The organism is Paenibacillus sp. 1A_MP2 (genome assembly GCF_052244825.1).
Lineage (GTDB): Bacteria > Bacillota > Bacilli > Paenibacillales > Paenibacillaceae > Paenibacillus > Paenibacillus vandeheii.
The window spans coordinates 606,704-630,203 of the sequence record NZ_JBQQCS010000001.1 but is presented as its reverse complement, the minus strand read 5'-3'; the positions used below and the strand labels follow the sequence as shown (position 1 = coordinate 630,203).

The window sequence follows — 23,500 nt, the reverse complement described above, 5'->3', positions numbered from 1 at the left end:
GCAGCGCAGGATTGTTTTATTTTTCAAAAAGTGTACTTATGGCCCAACGTCTTCGGATTTCTACATCTGGTTCCGATACTCCATCGGTGTTACACCCGTCACTCGCTGAAACGCTCTGTAGAACTGACTGACATTGGAGAACCCCAGCCCAAAGCTGATGGTGGTCACCGAATCTGTTGTATGGCGCAGTCGTCGGGTCGCTTCCTCCACACGCAAATTCAGCACGTACTGATACGGAGTTGAACCTGTCAGTGCCTTAAAGGAACGCATAAAATGATATCTGCTCTGGTGCGCAACCGCCGCCATGGATTCGATGTCCATTGGACTTGTATAGTCACTGTATATATACTCCAGCACGCGCTGCATATGGGGGTCAATGAACGCGCCGCCGTTGGCGCTTGTTCGCTGAAGCAGATTCCGAAGCTGCCCGTAAACCAGGCTCCCGCCCGAACTCCCTTCCCCACCCATTCCTGTGGCTGCCAGCTTCAGGCTACTCCCATTCTGTTGACCGGTCAGCATCCGTCCAAGATATGTCTCTACCGCAAGCTCCGTTTCCTGTATCTGCAATGGTTCGGGCGCATCGTCCAGCAAAATGGCGTTCCAGCCTCGAAACAGTCTGCTGATCTCAGCCGGATCGAAGGTTTGTGTGGTCCGAAACTCAGTCTGCGCTCCTTGTTGATCTGAATCCTCCAATCCGCCAATTGGCGGATTGCGAAACTTGATAACGATAACCGCGGAATCCGCACCAATCTCGAAAAAGTGCTCCATCCGGGGATGGGCAATAATCCCCAATCCTGCTTGCAGAGGATATGTCTGCTGTTCCTGCACCAGATGACACTCGCCTCTTACAGGCATCGTTACCTGATACCAGTCATCGTGCACATGGGGTTCATTGGCGAATCCGCCAGAAGCCTTCCACAATTCCAATCCATTCAGCATCATATTTAATTCCATCGTTTCCTCACCTGCTGACATTATAGCAAATCGTGCTCACTTTCCAAGCACTTTTCACAAAGACAATAGCGGCCTGTATCTTTTATCATGGTAAAAAATAATTCGAGGTGATCTCCCGTGGCTCAAGCCGCTGTAAGCAAAATGCAAATCAATCACTCCGCCAATTGGGCGCTTGCCGGGGTCAGCTTCGCCCATCTGCTGAATGATGCGATGCAGACCGTTGTTCCGTCTGCTTTCCCGCTGTTTCAGCAAACCATGCAGCTCAGTTTCGCCCAGATGGGCTGGATTGCCTTCACATTGAATATTACCGCATCGGTCCTTCAGCCGCTGGTCGGTTATATGTCTGATCGCAAACCGATGCCGATCCTGCTTCCCGGCGGCATGTTATTCTCCCTGATTGGTGTTCTCGGCTTTGCCTTGTCTTCCGAGTTATGGATGCTGTTAGTATCCGCAGCATTGATCGGCATAGGCTCATCCATTCTTCATCCCGAATCCTCACGTGTCGCCCATCTGGCCGCTGGTCGCGGTCGCGGAATGGCACAGTCCATCTTCCAGGTCGGTGGTAATACCGGTCAGGCTCTCGCCCCATTGCTCGTTGCCTTTATCCTGCTCCCGCATGGGCAGCTTAGTTTTCTGTGGCTGATGGCCTTTGCCCTGATCGGGATCTTTATCCAGTCTTCCGTTAGCCGCTGGTATAGAGACAAATTGGCGGACAATCGCAGCCGTCAGCAACAGCCTGTACAGGCAAACGGCATTGTGCAGCCTGCTGCCCAGCATGTAAGTCGGGGATTTATCGCTTTTACAATGGGTATTCTCATCCTGCTGCTGTTTTCCAAATTCGTATATATTGCCGGTATGACCGGATACTATGCTTTTTATTACGCCGATGCGTATAACCTGCCTCTTTCGCAAGCTCAGATCTGCCTGTTCGTTCTGCAATTTGCTGGCATGGTTGGCACCTTGCTCGGCGGCCCCTTGGCTGACCGTTATGGACGTAACCGATGATCTGGTTCTCCATTGCGGGTACTGCACCATTTTCACTATTGCTGCCTTATGCGGGACCTGCTCTATCCATGGTGCTGTGCGGCATCATCGGACTGATTCTGATGTCAGGATTCAGCGTCATCATAGTGTATGCGCAGGAATTGCTGCCGCGTCATATTGGGACGGTATCGGGATTGTTCTTCGGTCTGTCATTTGGTATGGCAGGACTTGGATCGGTTGTGCTCGGTTCCCTGATTGACGTGACCAGCATTTCATTCGTCATCAAGCTATGTTCCTTTTTGCCGCTGCTCGGGGTGTGTGCTGTATTCCTGCGCCGGGATCGGCCACGGAACGCCTAATATGCATTGAAACGTCAGTCGTTTTGTGACTACAATAAGGTCAGGATAATTGAGACAGAGGTTAACAGAAGGAAGGAATAACCCATGATCATTGATGTAAAGCATGTTACTTGGAAAAGGGGACCGATCACCCTGCTGAACGATGTCAGCTGGCGTGTAAACGAAGACGAACATTGGGCACTGCTTGGCCTGAATGGTTCCGGTAAAACCACACTCCTGAACATGATCACCGGATATCTCTGGCCGACAGAAGGTACGATAACCGTGCTTGGACACCGTTACGGAGATGTGGATTTGCGCGAGCTACGGAAGTCGATCGGCTGGGTCAGCTCCTCCCTTCAGGAGAAATTATATGGTACCGATCGCACACAGTATGTTGTCATCAGCGGCAAACACGCCACCATTGGACTGTACGATAAACTGTCAGACGAGGATCTGGATCAAGCACGGGAATTGATGCATACGCTCGGCTGTCAGCATTTGTGGGATCGCGAATATCGCACCTGTTCCCAGGGGAGAAGCAGAAGCTGCTCATCGCCAGAGCCCTGATGGCTAACCCCCGTGTTCTCATTCTGGACGAACCCTGCAATGGGCTTGATTTGTTCTCCAGAGAGCGGCTGCTGGAAAGTATCAACGAGCTGACGCAGAAGCCGGATACCCCTTCGCTCATCTACGTGACCCATCATACGGAGGAAATATTGCCTGTATTCAGTCACAGCCTGCTGCTTCGCCGGGGCGAGATCGTGAATAGCGGATTAACCAGCGAGTTGATGAACCGTGACGTATTGAGTAACTTTTTTGAATCCCCTGTGGATGTGGATCGGCATGGAGAACGTGTCTATGTAAGAGCATCGGATAAATAATTTTCTATATCTATATAAATTGAACTAAACATTTACACGATAACGGAGAGGACAGAAATAACCTGAAGAAGCAGAGCGTTCGCCTTTATCCCCGGATTTTCCCCTTTAAATAAGGGATTCAAAAGAATCTGGGGATAACAGTGATCGGAAGGTTGTTCTGTCAACGGAGTGGCAAGTGTAAATATTCTTTAGTTCAATTTATCTATTCACAGTCAGAATATTCGAAGCAGCCCAGAATCTTATCCACATGTGGACAGGCTTTTGGGCTGTTTGGTTATGTTATGAATTATCCACAGTTTTCTGTGTACTATTTCCGGGCAGAGAGGAATAAAAACAACGGAATGCGCTGTCTGCGCAGGTACGTCTCCTCGTTCACAAAATACGGACGCTGAGGCGTCGATTCCCGCAGATGCTGTACTTGAAATCCCGCCTGCTGTAATGCCATGTAGTAGGATTCAATGGAGCGATGCATTTTTTTCACCGTACCTCCAAGCCATTGCTGCTCCCGGAATCCCTCCACAAAATACTGATCAACCACCCAGTTGGTTCGGGTCCCCGAAGGCTGTAACGTCGACGTAATCACAGGATGTTCTACCGAAAATACGAATGTACCATTCTCTTTTAACGTGTGATATACCTTTCGGAACAAGCTATTCACATCTTCAATATAATGAATCGCCAGTCTGGAAATGACCAGATCATATGTATCCGCGGGATAGCTCCAGTCTTCCATATAAGCTTGCTCAATCTGTGCGTTCTTGCCCTTTATCGTTTCATTGGCAGCCTGAATCATATTCACTGAACCTTCAACTCCGGTATAATTGCCTCCAAGATGGCCAGGGCCCAGCAGTTCTGCTCCGAACCTCGCATCCCCACAGCCGAGATCCAATATGCTCTTTCCCCCAACGTCTCCGATCAATTCCAGCATCACAGGCTTCTCCAGCGTATCGTTGGCATTTTCCTGCCACTGCCGGCGTTCCATATACTTCTCAAAATTAGCTTCATCTTCGTAAAAATCAGATCCACGTTCGTTCATTGCGTACCCCTCCGTTACTGAGATGAAGTTTAGCTCTCCTATTCAGCCTGAAAGATTATACACCTTTGGAAGCTATAGTTGGAACCCTTGCCTGATTCAACCTCGGCAAACCTAAAACCAAAAAAGTACAGCGAGCGCCATCTTGGCGCTTCACTGTACTTCTTTTTTATAGAAAAGCATGGATCAGGAACAATACAGCAAAAGCGAGACCCGATCTCAGATGCCACTGCCGATCTAGCTTCTTGTAACGGAAAATCCCGGCAATCGGAACAGGAAGCAGAGCAATCCCAGCGAGCAATCCCGTAATATGATTAAAATCCAGCATGAAGTTAAACAAAAAAGCTCCAATCACATGAAGGGCTATCAATCCCATTGCAACAATGGCTATCGGGACGTGTACACGACGGGCTATGCCCAGCAGCTTTATAGCTAGTTTCCTGATTTGCGCCCAGGCGTCAAGCCATTTACGTTTCATCACAAACAGGATCACGTAATAAGCCAGCACGATAAAGAGCAATATCTGGGCCTGAGAGCCATAACCCTTATAAGCCTCGCTGATGTGGTGGTCGTTCCAGTTTGTTGTACTGTTATACAGATGAATTAAACTCCACAGACCGTAAGCCAAAATAACTGCTGCCACCACCAGACTGAGCAATACCCATTTACGGTCTTTCTTCGGTATATACGATTTCTTCTTTACGGCTGCTTTGTTCATGATCGTTGCCCCCCCTTCACAATGAATGGTTTATTCCTGATGAGAAGAAGTATAGCATCACTTTCTGTGAATTTACTGAGAAAAGCGTCTATCGACATGCTTCAAAGAAGCCATACGTATAATAGGACACGCAGGCGTAAATGAAATGGATTATAGCAATCAAGGACAGAGATAGGATTTATTCAGATTGATCCATATAAGGCCGGCGGCCGCCTTTTTTGACGAATTTCCAATCCACCTCGATATTATGACGCATTCGGCGTAAGAGGTTCACGGCTGTCTCAATCTCCTCTTCCGTCAAGCCTTGAAGCGTCACCTGGTCCGAGTGAACTCCTTCTCTGCGGATAAACTCCCAGGCTTCAAGACCAGCCTCTGTCGGATATAACAGCTTATTCTTCTTATTATCCAATGCGGATTGTTTGACAATAAATCCGTCCGATTCCAGTTTGCTGATAGCTCTGGCTGCCGTGGTACGGTCGACTTTGATTAGTTCAGCCAGCTGGTTGGGAATAATGCCAGGATTCTCGCAAATGCGATAAAGATACAAATACTGTCCACGAGACAGGTTTAGATGCTGGAATTCAACGTTGCTGATTGAATCCAGACAGCGGGCAATCATGCCAATTTCACGCAGCACTTCTTTTTTTTCAGTCAATGTATCCACTCTCCATCTATAATTGTTGCATTCGCAACATAATTGATGATATAACTAAATTGAATCTGTTCAAATTTTAACCATGATAACACATGGGACAGGTACACGTTCATGCTATGTACCAGTTTACCATGTCAGGATAGGATTACTATTGACTAAAGGGGAAAATTTCATGAATACAACTATTGTTGAAGCTAATCGCCAAGATTTGCTCGACGCCTGCTTCGCCATACGTACCGCCATCTTTGTTGAAGAGCAAGGGGTGCCTGCGGAGGATGAATTCGACGCTTACGATGCACTGGATACAGAAGCTCGTCATATCCTTCTTTACGTGGACGGTGCGCCAGCTGCCTCTTCCAGACTGCGTGTAGTTGAAAATGTTGCTAAATTGGAACGGATCTGTGTCATGATCGATTATCGAAAACATGGGCTTGGTCGTGTACTAATCGATAAGCTGGAACAGATGGCCCTGGACCAAGGGCTGGAGAAAGCCAAGCTACACGCTCAGGTACAAGCCTCCGGGTTCTACGAACGTCTCGGATACACAGCTGCCTCGGACGTATTTATGGAAGATGGCATTCCTCATCTGCTGATGACCAAAAAGCTGAAATAACTACAAAAAGAACAAAGAGCATCCTCAAGGTCAAGAACAAGACTTTGGGATGCTCTTTTGGGTTCTAAGGAACCCAGCAAGTGTTACTATAGGAGATTCAGCCACTTTGAGAATGTAATGAATCGTATACACCTTATTTACTGTTTTGCAGCCTACAATGCACCTTTTTCTGCGGTTTTTACCGTAATAAAGTGGCTGAGATGCGTTAGGATTTCTAATTCATGTAATTTGCCTCAATAAGGTGTGGTGTGTTCGTTAGGAGTGCTCCACTTAGGAGAGCGTTTAATTAGCATGATCATGACAAAGAAGTCAGGCGTTAACCTGACTTCTTCTCTCACCTCTTTATCCCAAAGCCAGACGACCTGGCTGCGATTCATCGGCATTATTTTTCATCTGTTTACTACGCAGTTGTCCGCAGGCGGCATCGATATCGGTACCATGCTCCATGCGTACAGTGGCGTTGATATTATTCTTTTTCAATGTATCATAGAAGCCCAGAATGGACTCTTCGGTACTCCGCTGATACTGGCTGTGCTCATCCACCGGATTGTACGGAATCAGATTGACGCTGACCATGCTTTTCCGGCTCGAAAGTAGTTCAGCCAGTTCGGCGGCATGCTCCCGCTGATCGTTGACGTCCCGAAGCAAAATATATTCAAACATAATGCGTTTGTTCGTTGTCGTCAGGTAATAATCCACCGCGTCCATCAATTGCTCAATCGGGAAGGCGCGGTTGATCTTCATAATGTGTGTACGCAGTTCATTATTCGGTGCATGCAGCGAAATCGCCAAATTGACTTGCAGATTACTGTCGGCGAATTCCTTAATTTTGTCAGGCAGTCCGCTCGTGGATACAGTGATCCGCTTGGCCGCAAGCGCCAATCCTTTACGATCCTTAATCACTTCGATGAAGTCCGTCATGTTCTTGAAATTGTCAAACGGCTCGCCAATTCCCATCACGACCACATTAGTTACCCGCTCGCCTTGGCCAGCTGAGTCAAGATAGTGTTGTACATGCATAATCTGTTCTACAATTTCGCCACCGGACAGATCACGGCTCTTCTTGATCAGCCCGCTCGCGCAGAAGCTGCAGCCAATGTTACATCCCACTTGAGTGGTTACACATACAGTGAGACCGTATTTTTGTCGCATTAAGACGGTTTCAATCAGATTGCCGTCCTGCATACGCAGCAGAAATTTCACCGTGCCGTCTGCCGATTCCTGCTTCACATGTTCACTCAGCGAGTTCATTGTAAAATGCTCGGAAATAACATCCAGACATTCCTGACGGACATCCGTCATCTCGGTAAAATCGTTCACACGCTCCTGATATAACCATTCCCAGATGCGGGAAGCACGGGATTTCTTCTGTCCATGCTCCGGCAGCCAGGCACGTAATTGCTCTAATGTTAATCCATATATGGATGATTTAATCATGTTATTGTCCTCTTTTCGCAAAAAAGCATATGGCTCATCGGTCCTACCCAAAAAACCTCTACTCTGTATTGTCCCAAAATTGACGAGGGAACACAAGGGCTTTTGCATTTCTTCCAAGAGGTTTTATCAATGGCAAATCTGCACAGTACCTTACTTCTTCATTTCCATTCCCAACCGTTTAGAAGTGAATAATACCGGAGGTGTGCAGCAGAACCAGAAGCACCAGGATAGGCGCTACGTAACGCAGCATGAACAGCCATACCCGGAACCATCCTGCACGCAGGCCGGATGCTTCGGCAGCCTTTTTCCAGAAGTATCCGGCAAAAATAGTAACCAGCAATCCACCAACTGGAAGCATGATGTTCGATGCCACAAAATCCATCCAGTCAAACACATTTTTGGAGCCAATTTTCAGATCAGGCATCAACCCCAAGGAAAGTGCCGAAGGAAGACCCACGAGGAAGACTGCAAGTGAAATGACCCATACCGCACGACTACGGCTCCAGGACAATCGCTCCATGAAATACTTCACCGGAACCTCCAGCAAGGATACAGCTGATGTTAATGCCGCTATCGCCAGAAGCACGAAGAACAATCCGCCGAACAGGAATCCGAGCGGCATGGCCGAGAACGCAGCAGGCAGTGCCACAAAGATCAACGACGGACCCTGATCCGGTGCAATCCCGAAGGAAAATGTCGTTGGGAATATGATCAGACCGGCAATGAACGCATATATCAGGTCACCCGCGCCGACAGCAACGGTTGCTGCACCGAGCGATTGATTTTTATCAACATATGAACCGTATGTCACGAGAATACCCATACCAAGCGACAGGGAGAAGAAGGCATGTCCAAGCGCAACCAGGGCAGATTCGGTCGTAAGCTGTGAGAAGTCGGGGTTCAGGAAAAAGGATACTCCCGCTCCAGCTCCCGGTAAAGTTACCGCACGTATCATCAGAATCACGAGCAGCACCAGCATCGCCGGTATAAGGATCTTGTTAAACCTCTCAATGCCGTTGGAGACTCCTTTGACTACGATCAGGCCTGTGATCAGGACTGCAACCACTTGCCACACCAAAGGCATATAACCGCCCACAAAATCACCGAATTGTCCGGCAAAGTCGGTATTGTTATACAATGTACCGCTGAAGGACGTCACTGCATATTGCAGCGTCCAGCCTGCAATGATGACATAAAAGGAAAGAATGATAAACGGCGTCAGTACTTGCAGCAAGCCAGCCGCAAGCCACCCCTTTTGTCCACCTGCTTTAATAAAAGCCGTTGCTGCGCTTCCTCTGCCGCTGCGGCCAATCGCAAGTTCGGCCAGCAATACGGGCAGACCAATCAACAGAAGACAAACGATAAAGAGCAGGAAAAAGGCAGCGCCCCCGTTCTCCCCGTAATATAAGGAAACTTCCACATGTTGCCCAGACCGACCGAGCTGCCAATGGCAGCCATAATGAATCCGGCTTGTGAGAAGCGTTCACCTTTGTTTGGACCGTCTTGATTCAAGTTGGAATCATTGGACTTACTAAAATTCATTATATCTACTCCATCTGTTCTAAGATTTTCCGTTATTATATAACAGTCATCCACTCAGGTCATTCGAAAATCGAAATTAATCGAAATGTTATTTATTTACAGGAATGTCTACATTAAATATGCTGCCCTTGCCTTCTTCGCTTAACAAAGCAATCAGCATGCGATATGTAGTCCACTGAACCCCCTAATATGCAGTATGTGATAAAAAGGAGTACGCCAACCCTGCCCTGTATTTCGGTAATTCCTCAGAAGGCTGCAAACTCAACTTTCCAGGCGACCACCAAACCGTTAAGAAGGAGGAACCTCCTCAAAGGCTCCTGCTTCTCTGCTTTTAAATCCGTCGTGTTAGCACTGGCATTCAGCAAACTTTAAGCTTCGTACCACACACTTACGGTCGAAAATTAATCCCTCTCTCATCTTGGTCGCCTATACTTGCACCAATCTCAATCGCCCATGCTGAGGAGGAGAATCATGAACACACTGAGCTACACAGATCCAAAAACCCGATGGAACAGGTATTTCTGGCTGTATGCCGTTCTGATTTTCACCGGAGGTCTGCTGCTTCGGTTGTACCTTGGAACACAATTCAGGGGTTATGTCGGAGATCAGTCCCTGTTCGTTGATTGGATGAATGCTGTTCACCAGTACGGTATTCGCGAATCATACCTGTTTGGCAAAGATCAGAACTATCCCCCTTGTTTATCGTCATTCTGGGGTTGTATCGCTGGATACTCGATGGCCTGGGCATAACCGCCTCAGCTGGCAATCTGTCCATGAAAATACTGCCTATCGCCTTCGACGTCCTGTCCATGGCAGTCTTAACCCTCACCTTCAAACGACTGGGCCCTGGCGCATGTTTATTGCTGCTTGCAGTCCTTTCCTTCAACCCCGGTCTGTTGGTCGACAGCGCCATGTGGGGTCAGATCGACATCCTGCACAGTACATTGATGGTATTATCTACCGTTCTCCTTCTAAGTAATCCTCTCTTGGCGGGTGTTATATTCTCCGTTGCCCTGCTGGCGAAGTTTCAGGCAATCGTCATTGCCCCGGTCATCGGTATTGTATTACTACGCCAGCTTTATCACAGGCAATTTCGCGGCATGCTTCTATTTGCAGCAGGATTAATGATTGCTACCCTGCCTGTGTTTCTCTATTTTGCAGCAAACGGAACCCTCAGTGCCATGCTGAACAATGCATACGGAAGCGCCGTTAATATGTACCCCCAGCTTTCCCTGAATGCCATGAATATTTGGTATCACCTGCTAGGTGATCCGGCAACAAACGATGCTACGGTGTTGTTTGGCATAGTGACGTACAAAATGTTGGGGCTGCTGCTGCTTGCTATTGCTGTGGTTGGCTTATCAGCCTATCTGTTGTTAATCAAGGAAATTCGTATCTCATCTCTGCTCATTGCAGGTGCAGCGGTGAATCTCGCCTTCTTTATGCTGCCAACGGAAATTCATGAGCGTTACAGCATACCTGCTTTGTTATTCTTTGTTCTGGTCCCGTTCTTTGAACGTAAATGGATGTACGCAGCAATCGCCTTCTCCCTGACTACCTACGTAAATATTGCCATGATCATGAGCACAGGCTCTGGCGGCGACGTTGGGGCAGAGGAAGGACCATTCCTTATGGGTAGCGGGCATGGGGGGGTTGGCGGAGGACATGGAGCAGGCTTTAACATGCTCGGATCAGGATTGACCAACGGCTGGATATACGGCATCGGCATCTCCATTGCGATGATCCATATCGTGATCCTGTTCTGGGTCGTGTATGTTATGACCTTTGAGGTTCTGAATGGACGGAAGAAACGCAGCTGAATATCAACCTATACGGACAAAAAAGAGGTGCTGCAACAGCCATTCCCATGGTTGTCGAAACACCTCTATTCCGATTAAACTTTAATTTCAAGCAACTCATATTTGATAACGCCCATTGGCGCATTGACATGAATGACGCTGCCTACTTCTTTGCCCATCAGTTCCTTGCCAAGCGGGCTTTCGTAGGATATTTTGTTATCAGCAACATCTGCCTCGGCCGGACCAACCAGCATGTATTCAATTTTCTCGGCAAACTCAATATCATTAAGCAGAATGGTTGAGCCAATGCTTACTTTGTTCGAGTCGATATTGTCCGAAGTGATGACTCTTGCTTTGGTCAGCATTTTCTCCAGAATCAAAATGCGGGTTTCCATAAAAGCCTGATCATCTTTGGCTGAATGATACTCACTATTTTCCTTCAGGTCACCGTAACTGATCGCGAGTTTCAGACGCGCCGCCAATTCCTTACGCTTCACCGTCTTTAAATCCCTCAGTTCGTCCTCCAGCTTTTCCAAGCCTTCCTGTGTCAAAATCACTTCATCATTAGCCATTTTTCCATCTCTCCTAATCCTGCTTTCTATCTATATTCTAACCTATATCCACTCCAAACGGTTAACATACCAAGAAAAAGAAATAACGCTCCCAATCATGGAAAGATGTGTATGTGTCTCTCTTAATTGTACCGGTACAATTGAAGCAAACTTGTATATTCATTTCAGTCGATCACTTTTACAATGAAGTCAGGGCAGCAGCAGTATATCACACGCCCACTACATGACTCGAGGTGATCTGGATGAATGTTACATTGACTCAACCTGAAATACAGGCCTACCTGAAACGGATAGGCATTAACGATATCAAGGAACCCACACTGGAATTCCTGTCCGAAATCCAGCAGGCACACGTACAGCATCTATCCTGGCAGACGGTTGATATTTTTGCGGGTCGGCCTGCAGGCATCGATCTTCAAGAATCGATTCAGCTTATATTGCAAGGGCGCAGTGGTTACTGTTTTCATCTAAATGGCGCATTCAGCGTTCTGCTTCACTCTCTGGGATATACAGTGCATTGGCATCGTGCCGGAGTTCAGCCACATGGTGAACAGCCACGTGTGAACTCGTTCCATCTCGGTCTGTCGGTCTCTTTGCCAGATACAGACCCCAATGCGGAACGTTGGATTGTGGATGTCGGTCTGGGTGGCATGCCCTTCGAACCGCTTCCTCTTCGTTATGGAACCTATGGATCAGCACCGTTCACATATACATTAATGCCTTCATCCGTTGCTCCTGGCGGATGGAGACTTGAATATGAGCCCAACGGGCCAAGTGAAGGAGTCGACTATGCTCCCGAAGTGCTTACCAGTCTGGAAGAGTTCATTCCGAAGCATGAATTCTACAGCCAGTCAGCCGATTCACCTTGGCATAACGCGTTTTTGCTCCGTCAGAGGGATGCTCTCCATAGCACCGAGCTGCGTGGATGTATTCTCCGGACGCATGACCGCGATGGTATCCGCAAAACGGAGATACAAACCTACACCGATTGGAAAGACGTATTAGCCGAGCGGTTCCACGAACCGTTGTTGAATTATACGGAACTGGAACGCAAACAAATGTGGGATCGGGTACAGGCTGCACATGAGGAATGGAAAAGAGCACAGCAGGCATGAAGCGGTATGGGAAGACCCGAGAAACCGAAGAATATAAAGGAAAGTCTGCAATGGATGCCGAATACATCGTCAGGTGATAAATGATGATAACGATTCATGTTCTACAAGTTCCGACAGAATTGCCAGAGGCATACTGGAACCATTTTCTTTCGCACGTATCTGAGGAAAGACGAGCACAAGCTTCACGCTTTGTGCACCTGGCGGACGCATATCGCTCCGTTCTGGGTGAAGTGTTGACCCGTGTGACGCTGAGTAAGTTGACTGGCCTAAACCCGGGAGAGTTTTCGTTTACCCGTAACAAATACGGCAAACCTTCGCTCAGCAACGATGCTGATGTTCAATTTAATGTCTCGCACTCCGGCGATTGGATTGCTCTAATCTCTGGTGGTGATACTGATCTAGGTGTGGATGTGGAAAAAATATCGCCCATCGACATGAAGATTGCTGAGCGCTTCTTCTCTATGACGGAGAGCCAGTTTCTGGCTGCGGAGCCCGCTGAGATACAGCTGGAGACCTTCTACCGTCTATGGACGCTGAAGGAGAGCTATATCAAGGCCGTCGGCATGGGCCTGTCTATGCCACTTGATTCATTCTCCATGATCCGCAATGCTGATGGGCACTGGCACTCGCCGGAAGCAGCCTCTTATCCATTCCTCAGCATACGACTGGATCACGGGCATATGTTGGCAGCTTGTTCCGCAGGCGAAGGTTTGCCTGCCCAGCCGGATTTCATCACAATCGAAGAGCTGTATCAGGCTTTATTATGAAGGAGGGGTTACAAACCTCTCCCCAATAAAAAATCATGCTTAAAAATCCCTGGTGAGCCCGAGCCCGCCAGGGATTTTTTTGGAAGTTCAAATTATTGTGATTCCTGCGTTAATGATGGAGATTTCTTTTGCCTCCGAAAGAGACCCTGACCACTGTTCTTTCGTATCGTTGCAGCCGCATCAGCATCGCTGATTTTCAGGGCAAAGCATAGACCAATCAACAAAAACGCAGCAGCTCCCAGTAAAGCCAGACGGTAAGCCAGCATATTCGGCTCCATCGTTCCAGCAGCAGATACTGTCGTTGTCCCCACGCCAGCCAGAATAGCAGACAATAACGCCATTCCTACCGCTGAACCTAACCTATTTTGCACCGTGAACCAGGTGGAGGCTCGTCCCATGGAAGGAGGTGGGATCTGGGCAAACGAAGCAATCTGCACCGCCCCTACCGTCTGTCCCAGAAAGATACCCACTCCGAACAATAAGGAACGGATGAACCACGGATTCGTATCTACTGTGATCTGACTAAGCGTAATGAAAATCACTGCCGTGCAGATCAGACCCAGGGATATCAGCTTTCGCGGACCCAGCCGTGGATACGTCCAGGGCACAAGCTGGGAAGCAATCATTAGCCCCAAGGCTTCCGGGAATGTAGTTAGCCCTGTCTCCAGCGCAGTGGCGTTTAGCACATTTTGATACATTAACGGAAACACATACAACATGCCCAGCAGACCTGCTGCTCCGCATACGGATACCAGTCCCGAATAGCGAAATAAGCGGTCTTTCAGCAAACGTAGGTCAAGCAAAGGCTGCTTCGTGCGCAATTCAGCCACTACGAGCAACACTAATAAGATAATTCCTGTAAAGCCGGCTCCAATAATAAGAGGTGAAGTCCACCCTCGCAGTGGACCCTGACTAAGCGCGTACATCGTCAGAGCGAGTCCTGGGCAGATAATAACCAGCCCGGTACATCCAATCGACCGGCTCCCTGCTCTCTATGCTCTTTCAGATACAACATTCCGAAGATTACCGCTGGAATGCCGACGGGCAGATTCACATAGAAAATCCATCGCCAGGAGAGCTGGTCCACAATCAATCCGCTCACAATCGGCCCCAGGGCCGGGGCCAGAGCGATGGGCAGTATGAGCATTCGGGATACTTTAGCCCGTTCCTGAGGCGGAAAGGTTCGAAACAGCATCGCCATTGCTACAGGAGTAAGCAGACCACCCCCTGCTCCCTGCAAAATGCGGAAGAACGTCAGCGTACTTAATTGATCGGCCGTTGCACAGAGTGCAGAAGATACCGTAAACAGTGCAAGTGCGGACAGGAAAACCCGTTTCGTGCCCCATCGATCACCAAGCCACCCCGCTACAGGCAGGAATACGGCCAAACTCACCAGATACCCTACATTCAAAGTACTTGAAGCAGCCGGGGGAATCCCCAGCTCTTCACTGATGGTTCGTAGTGCTACATTCAGGACCGTTCCATCCATGGCCACCATAAACATCGCCAGAACGTAGACGATGCTGACAATTACCTTGGGATTCAGACCTATTTTCATCTGCTAGTCTCATGAATGGCTCCAGGCATGCCGGCTTCACCACAGAGGCTTAGTGGTTTCAGATCTGTCCATTGCTCGGCGATGTAATCAAGGCATACCCGACGCTTGGCTTTGCCCAGCATTAGGGTCCAACCCGAAGGTACCGTAAGGGAAGCAGGCCAGAGGGAGTACTGTCCCTCCTCATTGATTAACACCAGATAATTGCTGTCTTCATGTTCAAAAGGGTTGCTCATCGCCTTGTCCTCCTATTTATGTTGGATAATACGCTTGTTCAGCTCCTCCAGCTTGGCAGCTAGGGTTCGGCAGATTTCCTCCAGCGGCCCAGGCTGGCAAAGGTCCTTGTGACGGCAAGCGATATCATGACGCTCTAACTGGCCTCCGATGTACGCATTCCACATCTCCGGTTCAATCGGGTCGAACCAATCAGGAATAATGGTGGAACGGAAGAAGATCAGATCGCCCTCGAATCGGGATGGCGTGTAGGCCCCCAAGATCCGTACGGAATTTTCATAGGTCCTCCGCAGCTTCATGATCGTCTCTTCATCCAGACTCGCCAGCGCACTGCCCTCACTGCGCAGTATGCGCATAGCTGTTGCCATATCCAGCGGACCATCCCCAATACTGTCCGGATCATAACCACCCAGTGCAAGCAGTGCGGTTAATGCTTCTTCCTCATCCGGCTCTCCACGAATCGGCAGATAATGACTCGGATACGCATCCAGCATGGCGAGAAACTCTACTTCCTCGCCTTCGGATTGCAGCTGCACTGCCATAGCCTGTGCAACGTTGCCACCAAGAGACCAGCCCAGCAGACGGTAAGGTCCTTCAGGCTGTACCAAGCGGATATGACGGATGTAATCTGCCGTCATATCTTCCAGTGTGGCTGGAAGCTCCTCAACCTCGGCAATGCCTCTGGCCTGTAATCCATAGAGCGGATAATCCATGCCCAGATGTTTCATCAGACCGGCATAACACCAGCTAAGCCCTCCTGCTGGATGAACACAGAATATAGGCAGATGCTCCCCATGTGTTCTGAGCGGCAATAACACCTGAAGCGAGTTTTTCCCGGAATCCGAATCCATCTCCAATCGCTCCGCCAGTCCCGCTACAGTTGCTGTCTCGAACAAAATGCCAATGCCCGGCTCCCGGCCCATAGCCTCACGGATGCGACTCATCAGGCGCACAGCGAGCAGCGAATGCCCACCCAGTTCGAAGAAACTGTCGTCGATGTTCACACTCCGCATCCCCAATACTTCGGCAAACAAATCACAGAGGATCTCCTCCTGCGGGCTGCGAGGCGCTCGGCCACCTGTCGTTAATTGCATCTCCGGTGTAGGAAGTGCCTTGCGATCCAGCTTGCCATTAGGTGTTAGTGGCAGAATCTCCATCACCACAACCGCAGATGGAACCATATAATCCGGAAGGCTGGCCGACGCATGACGACGCAAAGCAGCTGATTCTGGTACCATTCCAGTATCCGAAGCCGGAACGATATATGCTACAAGGCGCTTATCCCCCGGCTGGTCCTCACGGACAATTACAGCAGCCTGAGCCACGCTTGAATGCCTTGCTAGCACTGCTTCAATCTCGCCAAGCTCAATACGGAATCCTCGTATTTTCACCTGCTGATCCGCCCGGCCTAAATAATCGAGCGAGCCATCATGCAGACGCTTCGCCAAATCTCCTGTCCGGTACATACGAGTGCCTGTCGGGCCATATGGATCAGCAACGAACCGCTCAGCTGTAAGATCAGGCCGATTCCAATAACCACGGGCCAACCCCGCTCCGGCTACATACATCTCTCCGGTTACTCCTGTCGGTACTGGCTTCAGGTGATCATCCAGAACGTATACCCGAAGATCCGGTATGGCGCACCCAATCCAACTGCTCGCTCCTTCCGTAGAACTGCCAGCATGCAGTTCCTGGTAGCTGACATGAACCGTCGTCTCGGTGATGCCATACATATTGATGAGTTTTGGCGCATCATCAGCATGGCGTTCATACCAGTCATCCAAACGGCCAAGCTCCAGAGCTTCTCCTCCAAAAATCACATAACGGAGTGCAAGCTGCTGCCCCCATGACGGATTTTCACGATCAGCCTGCATAAGTTGGTAGAACGCGGATGGCGTCTGGTTCAATACAGTTACCTTTTGCTCAGCGAGCAATTGCAGAAACGCTCCCGGTGAACGGCTGATCTCATGAGGAACAACAACCAGCCGTCCTCCATGCAGCAGTGGTCCCCAGATTTCCCAGACCGAGAAATCAAAAGCATAGGAATGGAACAAGGTCCACACATCACTCGCGTCAAAATGGAACCAGTGCTGCGTAGCATCCAACAAACGGATGACATTAGCATTCGGAATAACAACCCCTTTGGGCTTGCCTGTCGAACCCGAGGTATAGATCATGTAAGCCGGACTCAGAGCTGTTACACGTCCATTGCGTTCACTATCCGCAGGGTTTCGATCATCCATCATCCCCAATTGCTGCAGGGTATGCGGATCGTCCAAATTAACACACTGAATTTCCGCTACCTGCGGAAGCAAGGCGTATACCTCTGTACTCGTTACCATCACTTTCGGTGCTGCGTCTGTCAGCATATGTGTCAATCGGTCTGCCGGATAATTGGGGTCCAGCGGCAGATAGGCAGCTCCTGCTTTTAGCACAGCGAGAATACCTACAACCATCTCTACAGAGCGAGGCAAGGCTAGCGCTACCATTTGTTCCGGTCGCACACCTTGGGCAATCAGTAATCTGGCAAGCTGATTGGCTCTTGCATTCAGTTCCCTGTAATTCAAAGTGATATCCTCGTAGGTCAAGGCAGTCACTTCCGGATGAGCTGCCGCTTGTATTTCAAAGCGCTCCGCTATTGTTAAATGCGCATCTTCACTTAGCTTAAAGGACCATTCTTGTTCAAGCTGCGCCTGCTCTGTCGGAGTCACGACATGGAATCTGCTGATCGGTTCATCCATCTGCTGCACAGCATCCTCGAGCACCTGCATCAATCGGACCACGAGTTCGCCTGCAGTAGATTCACGGAAGAGGTCCGCACTATATTCCAGCACCCCTTCAATTCCGCCTGGAGATCCGTTATGCTCACGCTGCTCTGTCAGCTCAAGCGTCAGATCAAATTTGGATGAACCCACACCATGCATGCGGGGTTCCGCCGTAACACCCGGCAGATCAAGACGAATATCCGGTGTATTTTGCAGCACAAGCATCACTTGGAAGAGTGGATGTTTGGAACGGGATCGAGGCGGATTCAACACTTCAACCAATCGTTCAAAGGGCAGATCCTGATGTTCATATGCAGCCAGATCGACCTCCCGCACACGGGCCAGCAGTTCGCGGAATGTTGGATCACCTGAAGTGTCGGTACGCAGCACAAGGGTGTTAATGAACATGCCCACGACTTCATCTAACGCATCATCACTCCGTCCGGCAATCGGCGTTCCGATCGCGATATCCGTTCCTGCTCCCATTCGGGTAAGCAGCAAGGACAGTGCCGAGTGCAGCACCATGAACAGGCTGACTTTATTCTCACGTGCGGTTACCATCAATTGCTCATGCAGACGTTGACTGATCGTAAAAGGAACTGACCCGCCGCGGTAACTGGACACGACTGGACGGGCGTAGTCAGTAGGGAACGTAACCTGCTCCGGTAAATGGGTCAGCTGGTTAGTCCAGAATTCCATCTGTCTGGCAATCAGACTGTCCTGCTGCCTCTCATCCCCCAGCAATCTCTCCTGCCATACCGCATAGTCCGCATATTGAATCCGAAGCGGCTCCCAAGCAGGAGCAGAACCCTGTAGGCGTGCCGTATAAGCCTCCGACAGATCGCGGATGAGCGGCGACAATGACCATCCATCCCCGGCAATATGATGGAGCAGCAATAACAGCACATGCTCATCCATGCTGGTTCTGAACAACTCGGCACGGATGCCCGGTTCAGTGGAGAGCTGGAAGCTGTAGCGTGAAGCTTCTGTCAGAAGCTCGGGAAGCTCCTGCTCGGCAGCAGCGGTTACATTCAATTTCACTTTGATGTCAGCGGCATTCAGAATATGCTGGCTCGCAGAGCCCATTTCAGGCGGATACAGCGTTCGTAATGTTTCATGACGGTCTACAATATCCTGCAGGGCGTTCTCCAGTGCATCCGCATCCAGCTTCCCGGCCAACCGGGCAACCAGCGGAATATTATACGTCGGATTGGCGCCTTCCAGACAATACATGAACCACAATCTCCGCTGGGCAAAGGAAAGCGGAAGCTCATCCTGACGTGGAACAGGCTGAATAACAGGTCTCACCGATTTCGCCTGATCCAATCGTTTGGCCAGTCCTGCTGCCGTTGGAGCTTCAAATACACTGCCAATGGTCAGATCTGTACCAAACACATCACGGATACGTGCTGTAATTCGCCCGGCCAGCAGGGAGTGTCCACCCAGTTCAAAGAAATCATCGTCAATGCCCACGCGACCAACACCCAGAATCTCAGCGAACAGACTGCACAGAATTTCCTCCTGTGGTGTGCGCGCCTCCCGTCCATTGGCATTTGACATCAAAGTAGGCACCGGAAGCCGTTTGCGATCGATCTTTTTATTCGGTGTCAGCGGCATCTCGGGCAGCAGCATGAATGCAGAAGGCACCATGTAATCCGGCAATGCATCAGCCACGAATGCTCTTAGTTCTGCCAGATCCATACGATTCTCCTGTTCAGACTCAGCCACTACATACGCTGCCAGTCGCTGGTTTCCCGGTTGATCTTCTCGAGCCATGACCGTGACCTGAGCTACACCAGGATATCTGGAGATTACTGATTCAATTTCACCCAGTTCAATCCGGAAGCCTCTAATTTTGATCTGGTGATCTGCACGACCCAAATAATCGATGGAACCATCCGGCAGCCATTTCGCCAAATCCCCTGTACGGTACATCCGACTGCCTGGCTGACCGAAAGGATTGGCTACAAAGCGTTCTGCGGTCAGATCAGGTCTGCCCAGATACCCGCGCGCAAGCCCCTCGCCTGCGATGTACAATTCCCCTGCTACACCCGGAGGGACTGGCTTCAGGCCTTGATCCAGCACATATAGCTGCGTGTTGCGAACCGGCCCACCAATCGACGGTTTCCCCGTCGCCCCTGTCTCCAGTGATGCAGCCGTGGAATAGATGGTCGTCTCGGTCGGACCGTACTGGTTATTGACGTGACACCCCAGCTCCTGCAAAGAAAGCTTCAGTTCCTCCGTCAGTGCCTCTCCTCCAGTAATCACGGTTAGTCCATCGAATTGGCCCGGGCGGCTCGTCACCAAGGACTGCCATAACGTAGGCGTAGCCTGCATGATGGTTGTCCCCTGCTCCCTCATCTTCGCAGCCAGGGCTGCCGGATCAAGAATGGTCTCTTTACGTGCAATATCCAGCCTCGCACCCGTCGTGAGTGGCAGGAATACTTCCAGTACGGATATGTCAAAAGCAATCGTGGTCACCGACAGCCAGTGATCCTGTGGACCAACTTGTAATCTCGTCTTCATATCCTCAAGCAGATTTGCCAGCCCCAAATGGGTTACGGCTACACCTTTGGGTTTACCCGTGGAACCTGAGGTGTAGATAATATATGAAGGATTGAGCAGAGAAGCTTCACTTGTAAGGTCATCAGCTTCGGGATTACTTCCAGGCTGGCGGCTCACTGACATAGCCGTACTCGATTCATCCATTACCATAATCGGCACACTGTTCATGGTCGGCAGATTGGAAGCCTGGTTCATCACCGTCACTACACAAGCAGGCTTGGCATCCTCCAACATGTAAATCAGGCGCTCCTCGGGATAGTCAGGGTCAAGTGGCAGATAGGCGGCCCCCGTTTTGTGGATAGCCACAATCGCAATGATCACTTCCAGTGAACGTGGCAGAGCGATGGCTATCATCTGTTCCGGCCCTGCCTGATATCGTTGTATCAATTCATGAGCCAACTGATTCGCCCGTTCATTCAGCTCCGCATACGTCAGGGATTCCCCTTCGAATGTCAGTGCCGTTGCTGAAGGGGTGCGGCGGACCTGCTGTTCAAACAGTGCTGCCGAATTGCTGCCGCCCGTCACCTCTCCTTTTCCATTCCATGTAACCAACACTCGCTCACGTTCGGCAGGGAGCAGCACTTCAAGATTTCCAACCGTTTCCGTCTCCATCCCTTCCTGCATCACCTGGTTTAGAAGCTGCATATAACGCAACTGATGGTTCAGCAGTTCGGAATCACTGTAGATGGACGGATTAGCATCAAAATCAATACTCAACCCATGACCATGCCCCTGGTCCACGACATGAATGGACAGATCGTCCACCGGACCAGTGGACAGGTTGTGAATCATGCCGCTCTGCCCCGCAAAGTTCAATTCATGGTGGAATGGCATCACATTAATCATGGGTCCGAACAGTCGACGATTCTCTCCAAGCAGCTTGAGATCACGCCGCAGATCTTGATGCCGATAACGCTGATGCTTGCGTACCGCCCGAATCTCCTGCACAACCTGTTTCAGCAGCTCTGACACGTTCATAGCCGACTCCACGTGGAGACGCAGGGGAAGCACGTTCATGACCATACCCGGAACCCGCAGGGATGTTGATCCCAAACGGCACATCACGGGCAGAGCCAGCACAACATCGGTCGCTCCTGTCATCCGGTGTACGTAGATGGCAGTTGCCGCTATGAACAGATCCGGCCAGGTCACACCGAACCTTGCCGCTGCCGCCTGCATTTGCTCGCGCTGCGGCTGTGTAAGCAGACCGCTCTGTCTCAGGAAGTAGGTAGATGTTCGCGGCGCCCGTTCCCCAGACTGACAACATCCGGTTCATCGGCATATCGATCCATCCAAAACTGGCGATCCTGCTCTTTGTCTACTGAGGGATGATAAGCCTCGTCTTCCTGAAGTACGGCCGTCAACGAGCCGAACGACGCTGCTTGCTGTGCTTGATCTGCTGCTTCTCCTCTTATACTTGCGGAGTATAGGCTGGCTACCCTGCGGGTAATCAGCGAAACGCCATATCCATCAATCGCAATATGATGAATACGCTGGTACCAGTAATAACACTCATGGCTCACCTGGAACAATGCCTCCGTGAAAAGTGGGCCTGTCGCCAGGTTGACGGGATGGGCCAGATCCCTTTCATCCAAGCCAGTGCTGCTGCATGGGGCTCCGCTTCCTTGCTCACGTCGAGGACATGGAATGCCCAATGATCATTTTTGCTGTTCACAGACTGCCACGGACCTTGGTCATTTTCGCCATAAACCATATTCAGCGATTCTGCTTCCGAAACGGTCTGTCGCACACTCTCTTCGAATCGTCTGGCGTCTACGTTGCCCTGAATGACCACATACTCGGCGGTATTGTACATCGGATTGTCCGGATTCAACTGCTGAGCGAACCAGATACCGGACTGGGCAGAAGACAGGGGCCAAGCCGTGTTCCGACTATGCGACGTATGCACGACCCCGCTCAAAAGTAGTCTCCGTTCGGGAGCACTTTCGTATAGGCCTTATCCAGCAACGCTGCCCATGCAGCCAATGTAGGCAGCTCCGCCAGATCCACAAAAGTTACCCCCGCTCCTTCCACACGAAAGCGCTCAGCCAGACTCATAATACGAATGGAATCCATTCCCCAGTTCTGAATCAGGTCATCATGCTCCCCAATATTCGCAGGCAGCTCCTGCAGCATCTCTCCGACCTGATTTCTCAATGCTTCCAGCGTCACTTGGTTCACGCCATCACGACCATTCTGGGGCTTCTCGGTTGCGGATGCCTTTTGCTGCTCAGTCTCTGAAACAGCCACATGAGCGGGTGTAGCAGTGGATTGTTCACCTTGCTCACCTGCCTCGGACGTTACTGCTCCTCCAATTCCGCTTGTGGCAGAAGCATTTAGCGATTCAAGCAGACGCCCGGTTGTCAGTGTCACCGCGCACCGTTCTGATGCATACGTCAGAGCCATGCGATGTTTTTCCGCCGAAAAATCGGCCACTGCATCCGCAACCAGAAACGCCTGAATATCTCTCATAAAGGCTTCGCAAGAGGTCATCAGGCATCCGATATGAGCATAAATGCCGCAGACGATCAATTGATCGCGACCATGCTGCTGCATCAGTTCAAACAATTCTGTCTTTTGGAAGGCGCTGTATCGCCATTTGGTCATGAAGGTATCTTGCGGAGCGGGTGTGAGTGCTTCAATGATTTCTTTTTGCACAGGTCCTCCATCAATCCCCTCACCCCAAAAATCCAGCTGTAGTCCGCGCTGCTCCGGTGTCTGTCCACCCGGTTGTGCGGAGTAGACCACCGGAATGCCAAGCTCATGACACTTCGAACGAAGTTGTGAAATATGATCGATCAGCTCCACCACAGGGGAATGCCCTGCCGTAAAAGCGTTCATAAAATATTGCTGCATATCGTGAATCAGGAGTACCGAGCGCTTCGTATCCGGCGTCCACGTTACCTTGTTGACGGGAAGCTCCGACTCTACAGGCATTGCATAGGGTTGAATCTTTGGAAGTGCCATGAA

13 protein-coding genes and 5 pseudogenes are annotated in these 23,500 nt (G+C 50.1%); 7 read left to right on the top strand and 11 right to left on the bottom strand.

What is annotated here, in order from left to right; translation table 11 throughout:
• Nucleotides 1–60: 60 nt before the first annotated feature.
• Nucleotides 61–954, bottom strand: a complete 894-nt coding sequence (locus ACTWJ7_RS03315; RefSeq protein WP_301880477.1) for a helix-turn-helix domain-containing protein — start codon at nucleotides 952–954, stop codon at nucleotides 61–63.
• A 141-nt stretch (nucleotides 955–1,095) separates the two neighbouring features.
• Here ACTWJ7_RS03315 and ACTWJ7_RS03310 point away from each other — a divergent pair.
• Both ACTWJ7_RS03310 and ACTWJ7_RS03305 read left to right on the top strand, forming a co-directional pair.
• Nucleotides 1,096–2,297, top strand: a pseudogene (locus ACTWJ7_RS03310) (MFS transporter).
• Nucleotides 2,298–2,381: 84 nt separating this feature from the next.
• Nucleotides 2,382–3,160, top strand: a pseudogene (locus ACTWJ7_RS03305) (ABC transporter ATP-binding protein).
• A gap of 307 nt (nucleotides 3,161–3,467) precedes the next feature.
• Here ACTWJ7_RS03305 and ACTWJ7_RS03300 read toward each other — a convergent pair.
• The 3 genes from ACTWJ7_RS03300 to ACTWJ7_RS03290 all read right to left on the bottom strand — a co-directional run bounded on the left by ACTWJ7_RS03300 (nucleotide 3,468) and on the right by ACTWJ7_RS03290 (nucleotide 5,530).
• Nucleotides 3,468–4,196, bottom strand: a complete 729-nt coding sequence (locus ACTWJ7_RS03300; RefSeq protein ID WP_079348115.1) for a class I SAM-dependent DNA methyltransferase — start codon at nucleotides 4,194–4,196, stop codon at nucleotides 3,468–3,470.
• Nucleotides 4,197–4,362: 166 nt separating this feature from the next.
• A complete protein-coding gene (locus ACTWJ7_RS03295; protein ID WP_079348117.1) occupies nucleotides 4,363–4,911 on the bottom strand; it encodes a hypothetical protein in 549 nt (182 codons plus the stop codon).
• Nucleotides 4,912–5,089: 178 nt separating this feature from the next.
• Nucleotides 5,090–5,530 carry a MarR family winged helix-turn-helix transcriptional regulator gene (locus ACTWJ7_RS03290; RefSeq protein WP_079348493.1) on the bottom strand — a complete coding sequence of 147 codons (441 nt, stop codon included), beginning with the start codon at nucleotides 5,528–5,530 and terminating at the stop codon, nucleotides 5,090–5,092.
• Between the two features lie 208 nt (nucleotides 5,531–5,738).
• Between ACTWJ7_RS03290 and ACTWJ7_RS03285 the strand changes: the two genes are divergently transcribed.
• Nucleotides 5,739–6,179, top strand: a complete 441-nt coding sequence (locus ACTWJ7_RS03285; RefSeq protein WP_079348119.1) for a GNAT family N-acetyltransferase — start codon at nucleotides 5,739–5,741, stop codon at nucleotides 6,177–6,179.
• Nucleotides 6,180–6,521: 342 nt separating this feature from the next.
• On the opposite strand, the gene rlmN is transcribed toward ACTWJ7_RS03285, so the two are convergent.
• A complete protein-coding gene (gene rlmN, locus ACTWJ7_RS03280; RefSeq protein WP_301880484.1) occupies nucleotides 6,522–7,616 on the bottom strand; it encodes a 23S rRNA (adenine(2503)-C(2))-methyltransferase RlmN in 1,095 nt (364 codons plus the stop codon).
• Nucleotides 7,617–7,794: 178 nt separating this feature from the next.
• Nucleotides 7,795–9,158: pseudogene (locus ACTWJ7_RS03275) on the bottom strand (sodium-dependent transporter).
• Nucleotides 9,159–9,629: 471 nt separating this feature from the next.
• Between ACTWJ7_RS03275 and ACTWJ7_RS03270 the strand changes: the two are divergent.
• Together ACTWJ7_RS03270 and ACTWJ7_RS03265 are read left to right on the top strand one after the other, a co-directional pair.
• On the top strand, nucleotides 9,630–9,908 hold the full coding sequence (locus ACTWJ7_RS03270; RefSeq protein WP_443145122.1) for a hypothetical protein: 279 nt from the start codon (nucleotides 9,630–9,632) through the stop codon (nucleotides 9,906–9,908).
• Between the two features lie 23 nt (nucleotides 9,909–9,931).
• A complete protein-coding gene (locus tag ACTWJ7_RS03265; RefSeq protein ID WP_443145121.1) occupies nucleotides 9,932–10,978 on the top strand; it encodes a hypothetical protein in 1,047 nt (348 codons plus the stop codon).
• A 74-nt stretch (nucleotides 10,979–11,052) separates the two neighbouring features.
• On the opposite strand, the gene greA is transcribed toward ACTWJ7_RS03265, so the two are convergent.
• Nucleotides 11,053–11,529 (bottom strand): transcription elongation factor GreA, encoded by a 477-nt coding sequence (gene greA, locus ACTWJ7_RS03260; RefSeq protein WP_024629715.1) that lies wholly within the window; start codon nucleotides 11,527–11,529, stop codon nucleotides 11,053–11,055.
• A 242-nt stretch (nucleotides 11,530–11,771) separates the two neighbouring features.
• Between greA and ACTWJ7_RS03255 the strand changes: the two genes are divergently transcribed.
• Both ACTWJ7_RS03255 and ACTWJ7_RS03250 read left to right on the top strand, forming a co-directional pair.
• Complete coding sequence (locus ACTWJ7_RS03255; RefSeq protein WP_301880495.1) at nucleotides 11,772–12,644, top strand: arylamine N-acetyltransferase family protein; 873 nt, start codon at nucleotides 11,772–11,774, stop codon at nucleotides 12,642–12,644.
• 80 nt (nucleotides 12,645–12,724) lie between these two features.
• Nucleotides 12,725–13,411: a 4'-phosphopantetheinyl transferase family protein gene (locus tag ACTWJ7_RS03250; RefSeq protein WP_301880497.1), complete on the top strand. Its 687-nt coding sequence runs from the start codon at nucleotides 12,725–12,727 to the stop codon at nucleotides 13,409–13,411.
• Nucleotides 13,412–13,503: 92 nt separating this feature from the next.
• Here the strand turns inward: ACTWJ7_RS03250 and ACTWJ7_RS03245 are convergent.
• The 4 genes and pseudogenes from ACTWJ7_RS03245 to ACTWJ7_RS03230 all read right to left on the bottom strand — a co-directional run bounded on the left by ACTWJ7_RS03245 (nucleotide 13,504) and on the right by ACTWJ7_RS03230 (nucleotide 23,497).
• Nucleotides 13,504–14,969, bottom strand: a pseudogene (locus ACTWJ7_RS03245) (MDR family MFS transporter).
• Entirely contained in the window at nucleotides 14,966–15,202 is a 237-nt protein-coding gene (locus tag ACTWJ7_RS03240; protein ID WP_301880502.1) for an MbtH family protein, read from the bottom strand. Before ACTWJ7_RS03240 ends, ACTWJ7_RS03245 begins: the two are co-directional and overlap by 4 nt.
• A gap of 12 nt (nucleotides 15,203–15,214) precedes the next feature.
• Nucleotides 15,215–22,439 (bottom strand): annotated as a pseudogene (locus tag ACTWJ7_RS03235) (amino acid adenylation domain-containing protein).
• An 8-nt stretch (nucleotides 22,440–22,447) separates the two neighbouring features.
• A complete protein-coding gene (locus ACTWJ7_RS03230) occupies nucleotides 22,448–23,497 on the bottom strand; it encodes an isochorismatase family protein (RefSeq protein WP_301880505.1) in 1,050 nt (349 codons plus the stop codon).
• Nucleotides 23,498–23,500: the final 3 nt, after the last annotated feature.

What these genes read in the sequence shown, in the direction of transcription:
- ACTWJ7_RS03265 (WP_443145121.1), top strand. Translation starts at nt 9,932, where the DNA reads ATGAAAATACTGCCTATCGCCTTCGACGTCCTGTCCATGGCAGTCTTA.
- ACTWJ7_RS03255 (WP_301880495.1), top strand. Translation starts at nt 11,772, where the DNA reads ATGAATGTTACATTGACTCAACCTGAAATACAGGCCTACCTGAAACGG.
- ACTWJ7_RS03270 (WP_443145122.1), top strand. Translation starts at nt 9,630, where the DNA reads ATGAACACACTGAGCTACACAGATCCAAAAACCCGATGGAACAGGTAT.
- rlmN (WP_301880484.1), bottom strand. Translation starts at nt 7,616, where the DNA reads ATGATTAAATCATCCATATATGGATTAACATTAGAGCAATTACGTGCC.
- ACTWJ7_RS03300 (WP_079348115.1), bottom strand. Translation starts at nt 4,196, where the DNA reads ATGAACGAACGTGGATCTGATTTTTACGAAGATGAAGCTAATTTTGAG.
- ACTWJ7_RS03250 (WP_301880497.1), top strand. Translation starts at nt 12,725, where the DNA reads ATGATGATAACGATTCATGTTCTACAAGTTCCGACAGAATTGCCAGAG.
- ACTWJ7_RS03240 (WP_301880502.1), bottom strand. Translation starts at nt 15,202, where the DNA reads ATGAGCAACCCTTTTGAACATGAAGACAGCAATTATCTGGTGTTAATC.
- ACTWJ7_RS03285 (WP_079348119.1), top strand. Translation starts at nt 5,739, where the DNA reads ATGAATACAACTATTGTTGAAGCTAATCGCCAAGATTTGCTCGACGCC.
- ACTWJ7_RS03315 (WP_301880477.1), bottom strand. Translation starts at nt 954, where the DNA reads ATGGAATTAAATATGATGCTGAATGGATTGGAATTGTGGAAGGCTTCT.
- greA (WP_024629715.1), bottom strand. Translation starts at nt 11,529, where the DNA reads ATGGCTAATGATGAAGTGATTTTGACACAGGAAGGCTTGGAAAAGCTG.
- ACTWJ7_RS03230 (WP_301880505.1), bottom strand. Translation starts at nt 23,497, where the DNA reads ATGGCACTTCCAAAGATTCAACCCTATGCAATGCCTGTAGAGTCGGAG.
- ACTWJ7_RS03295 (WP_079348117.1), bottom strand. Translation starts at nt 4,911, where the DNA reads ATGAACAAAGCAGCCGTAAAGAAGAAATCGTATATACCGAAGAAAGAC.
- ACTWJ7_RS03290 (WP_079348493.1), bottom strand. Translation starts at nt 5,530, where the DNA reads ATGATTGCCCGCTGTCTGGATTCAATCAGCAACGTTGAATTCCAGCAT.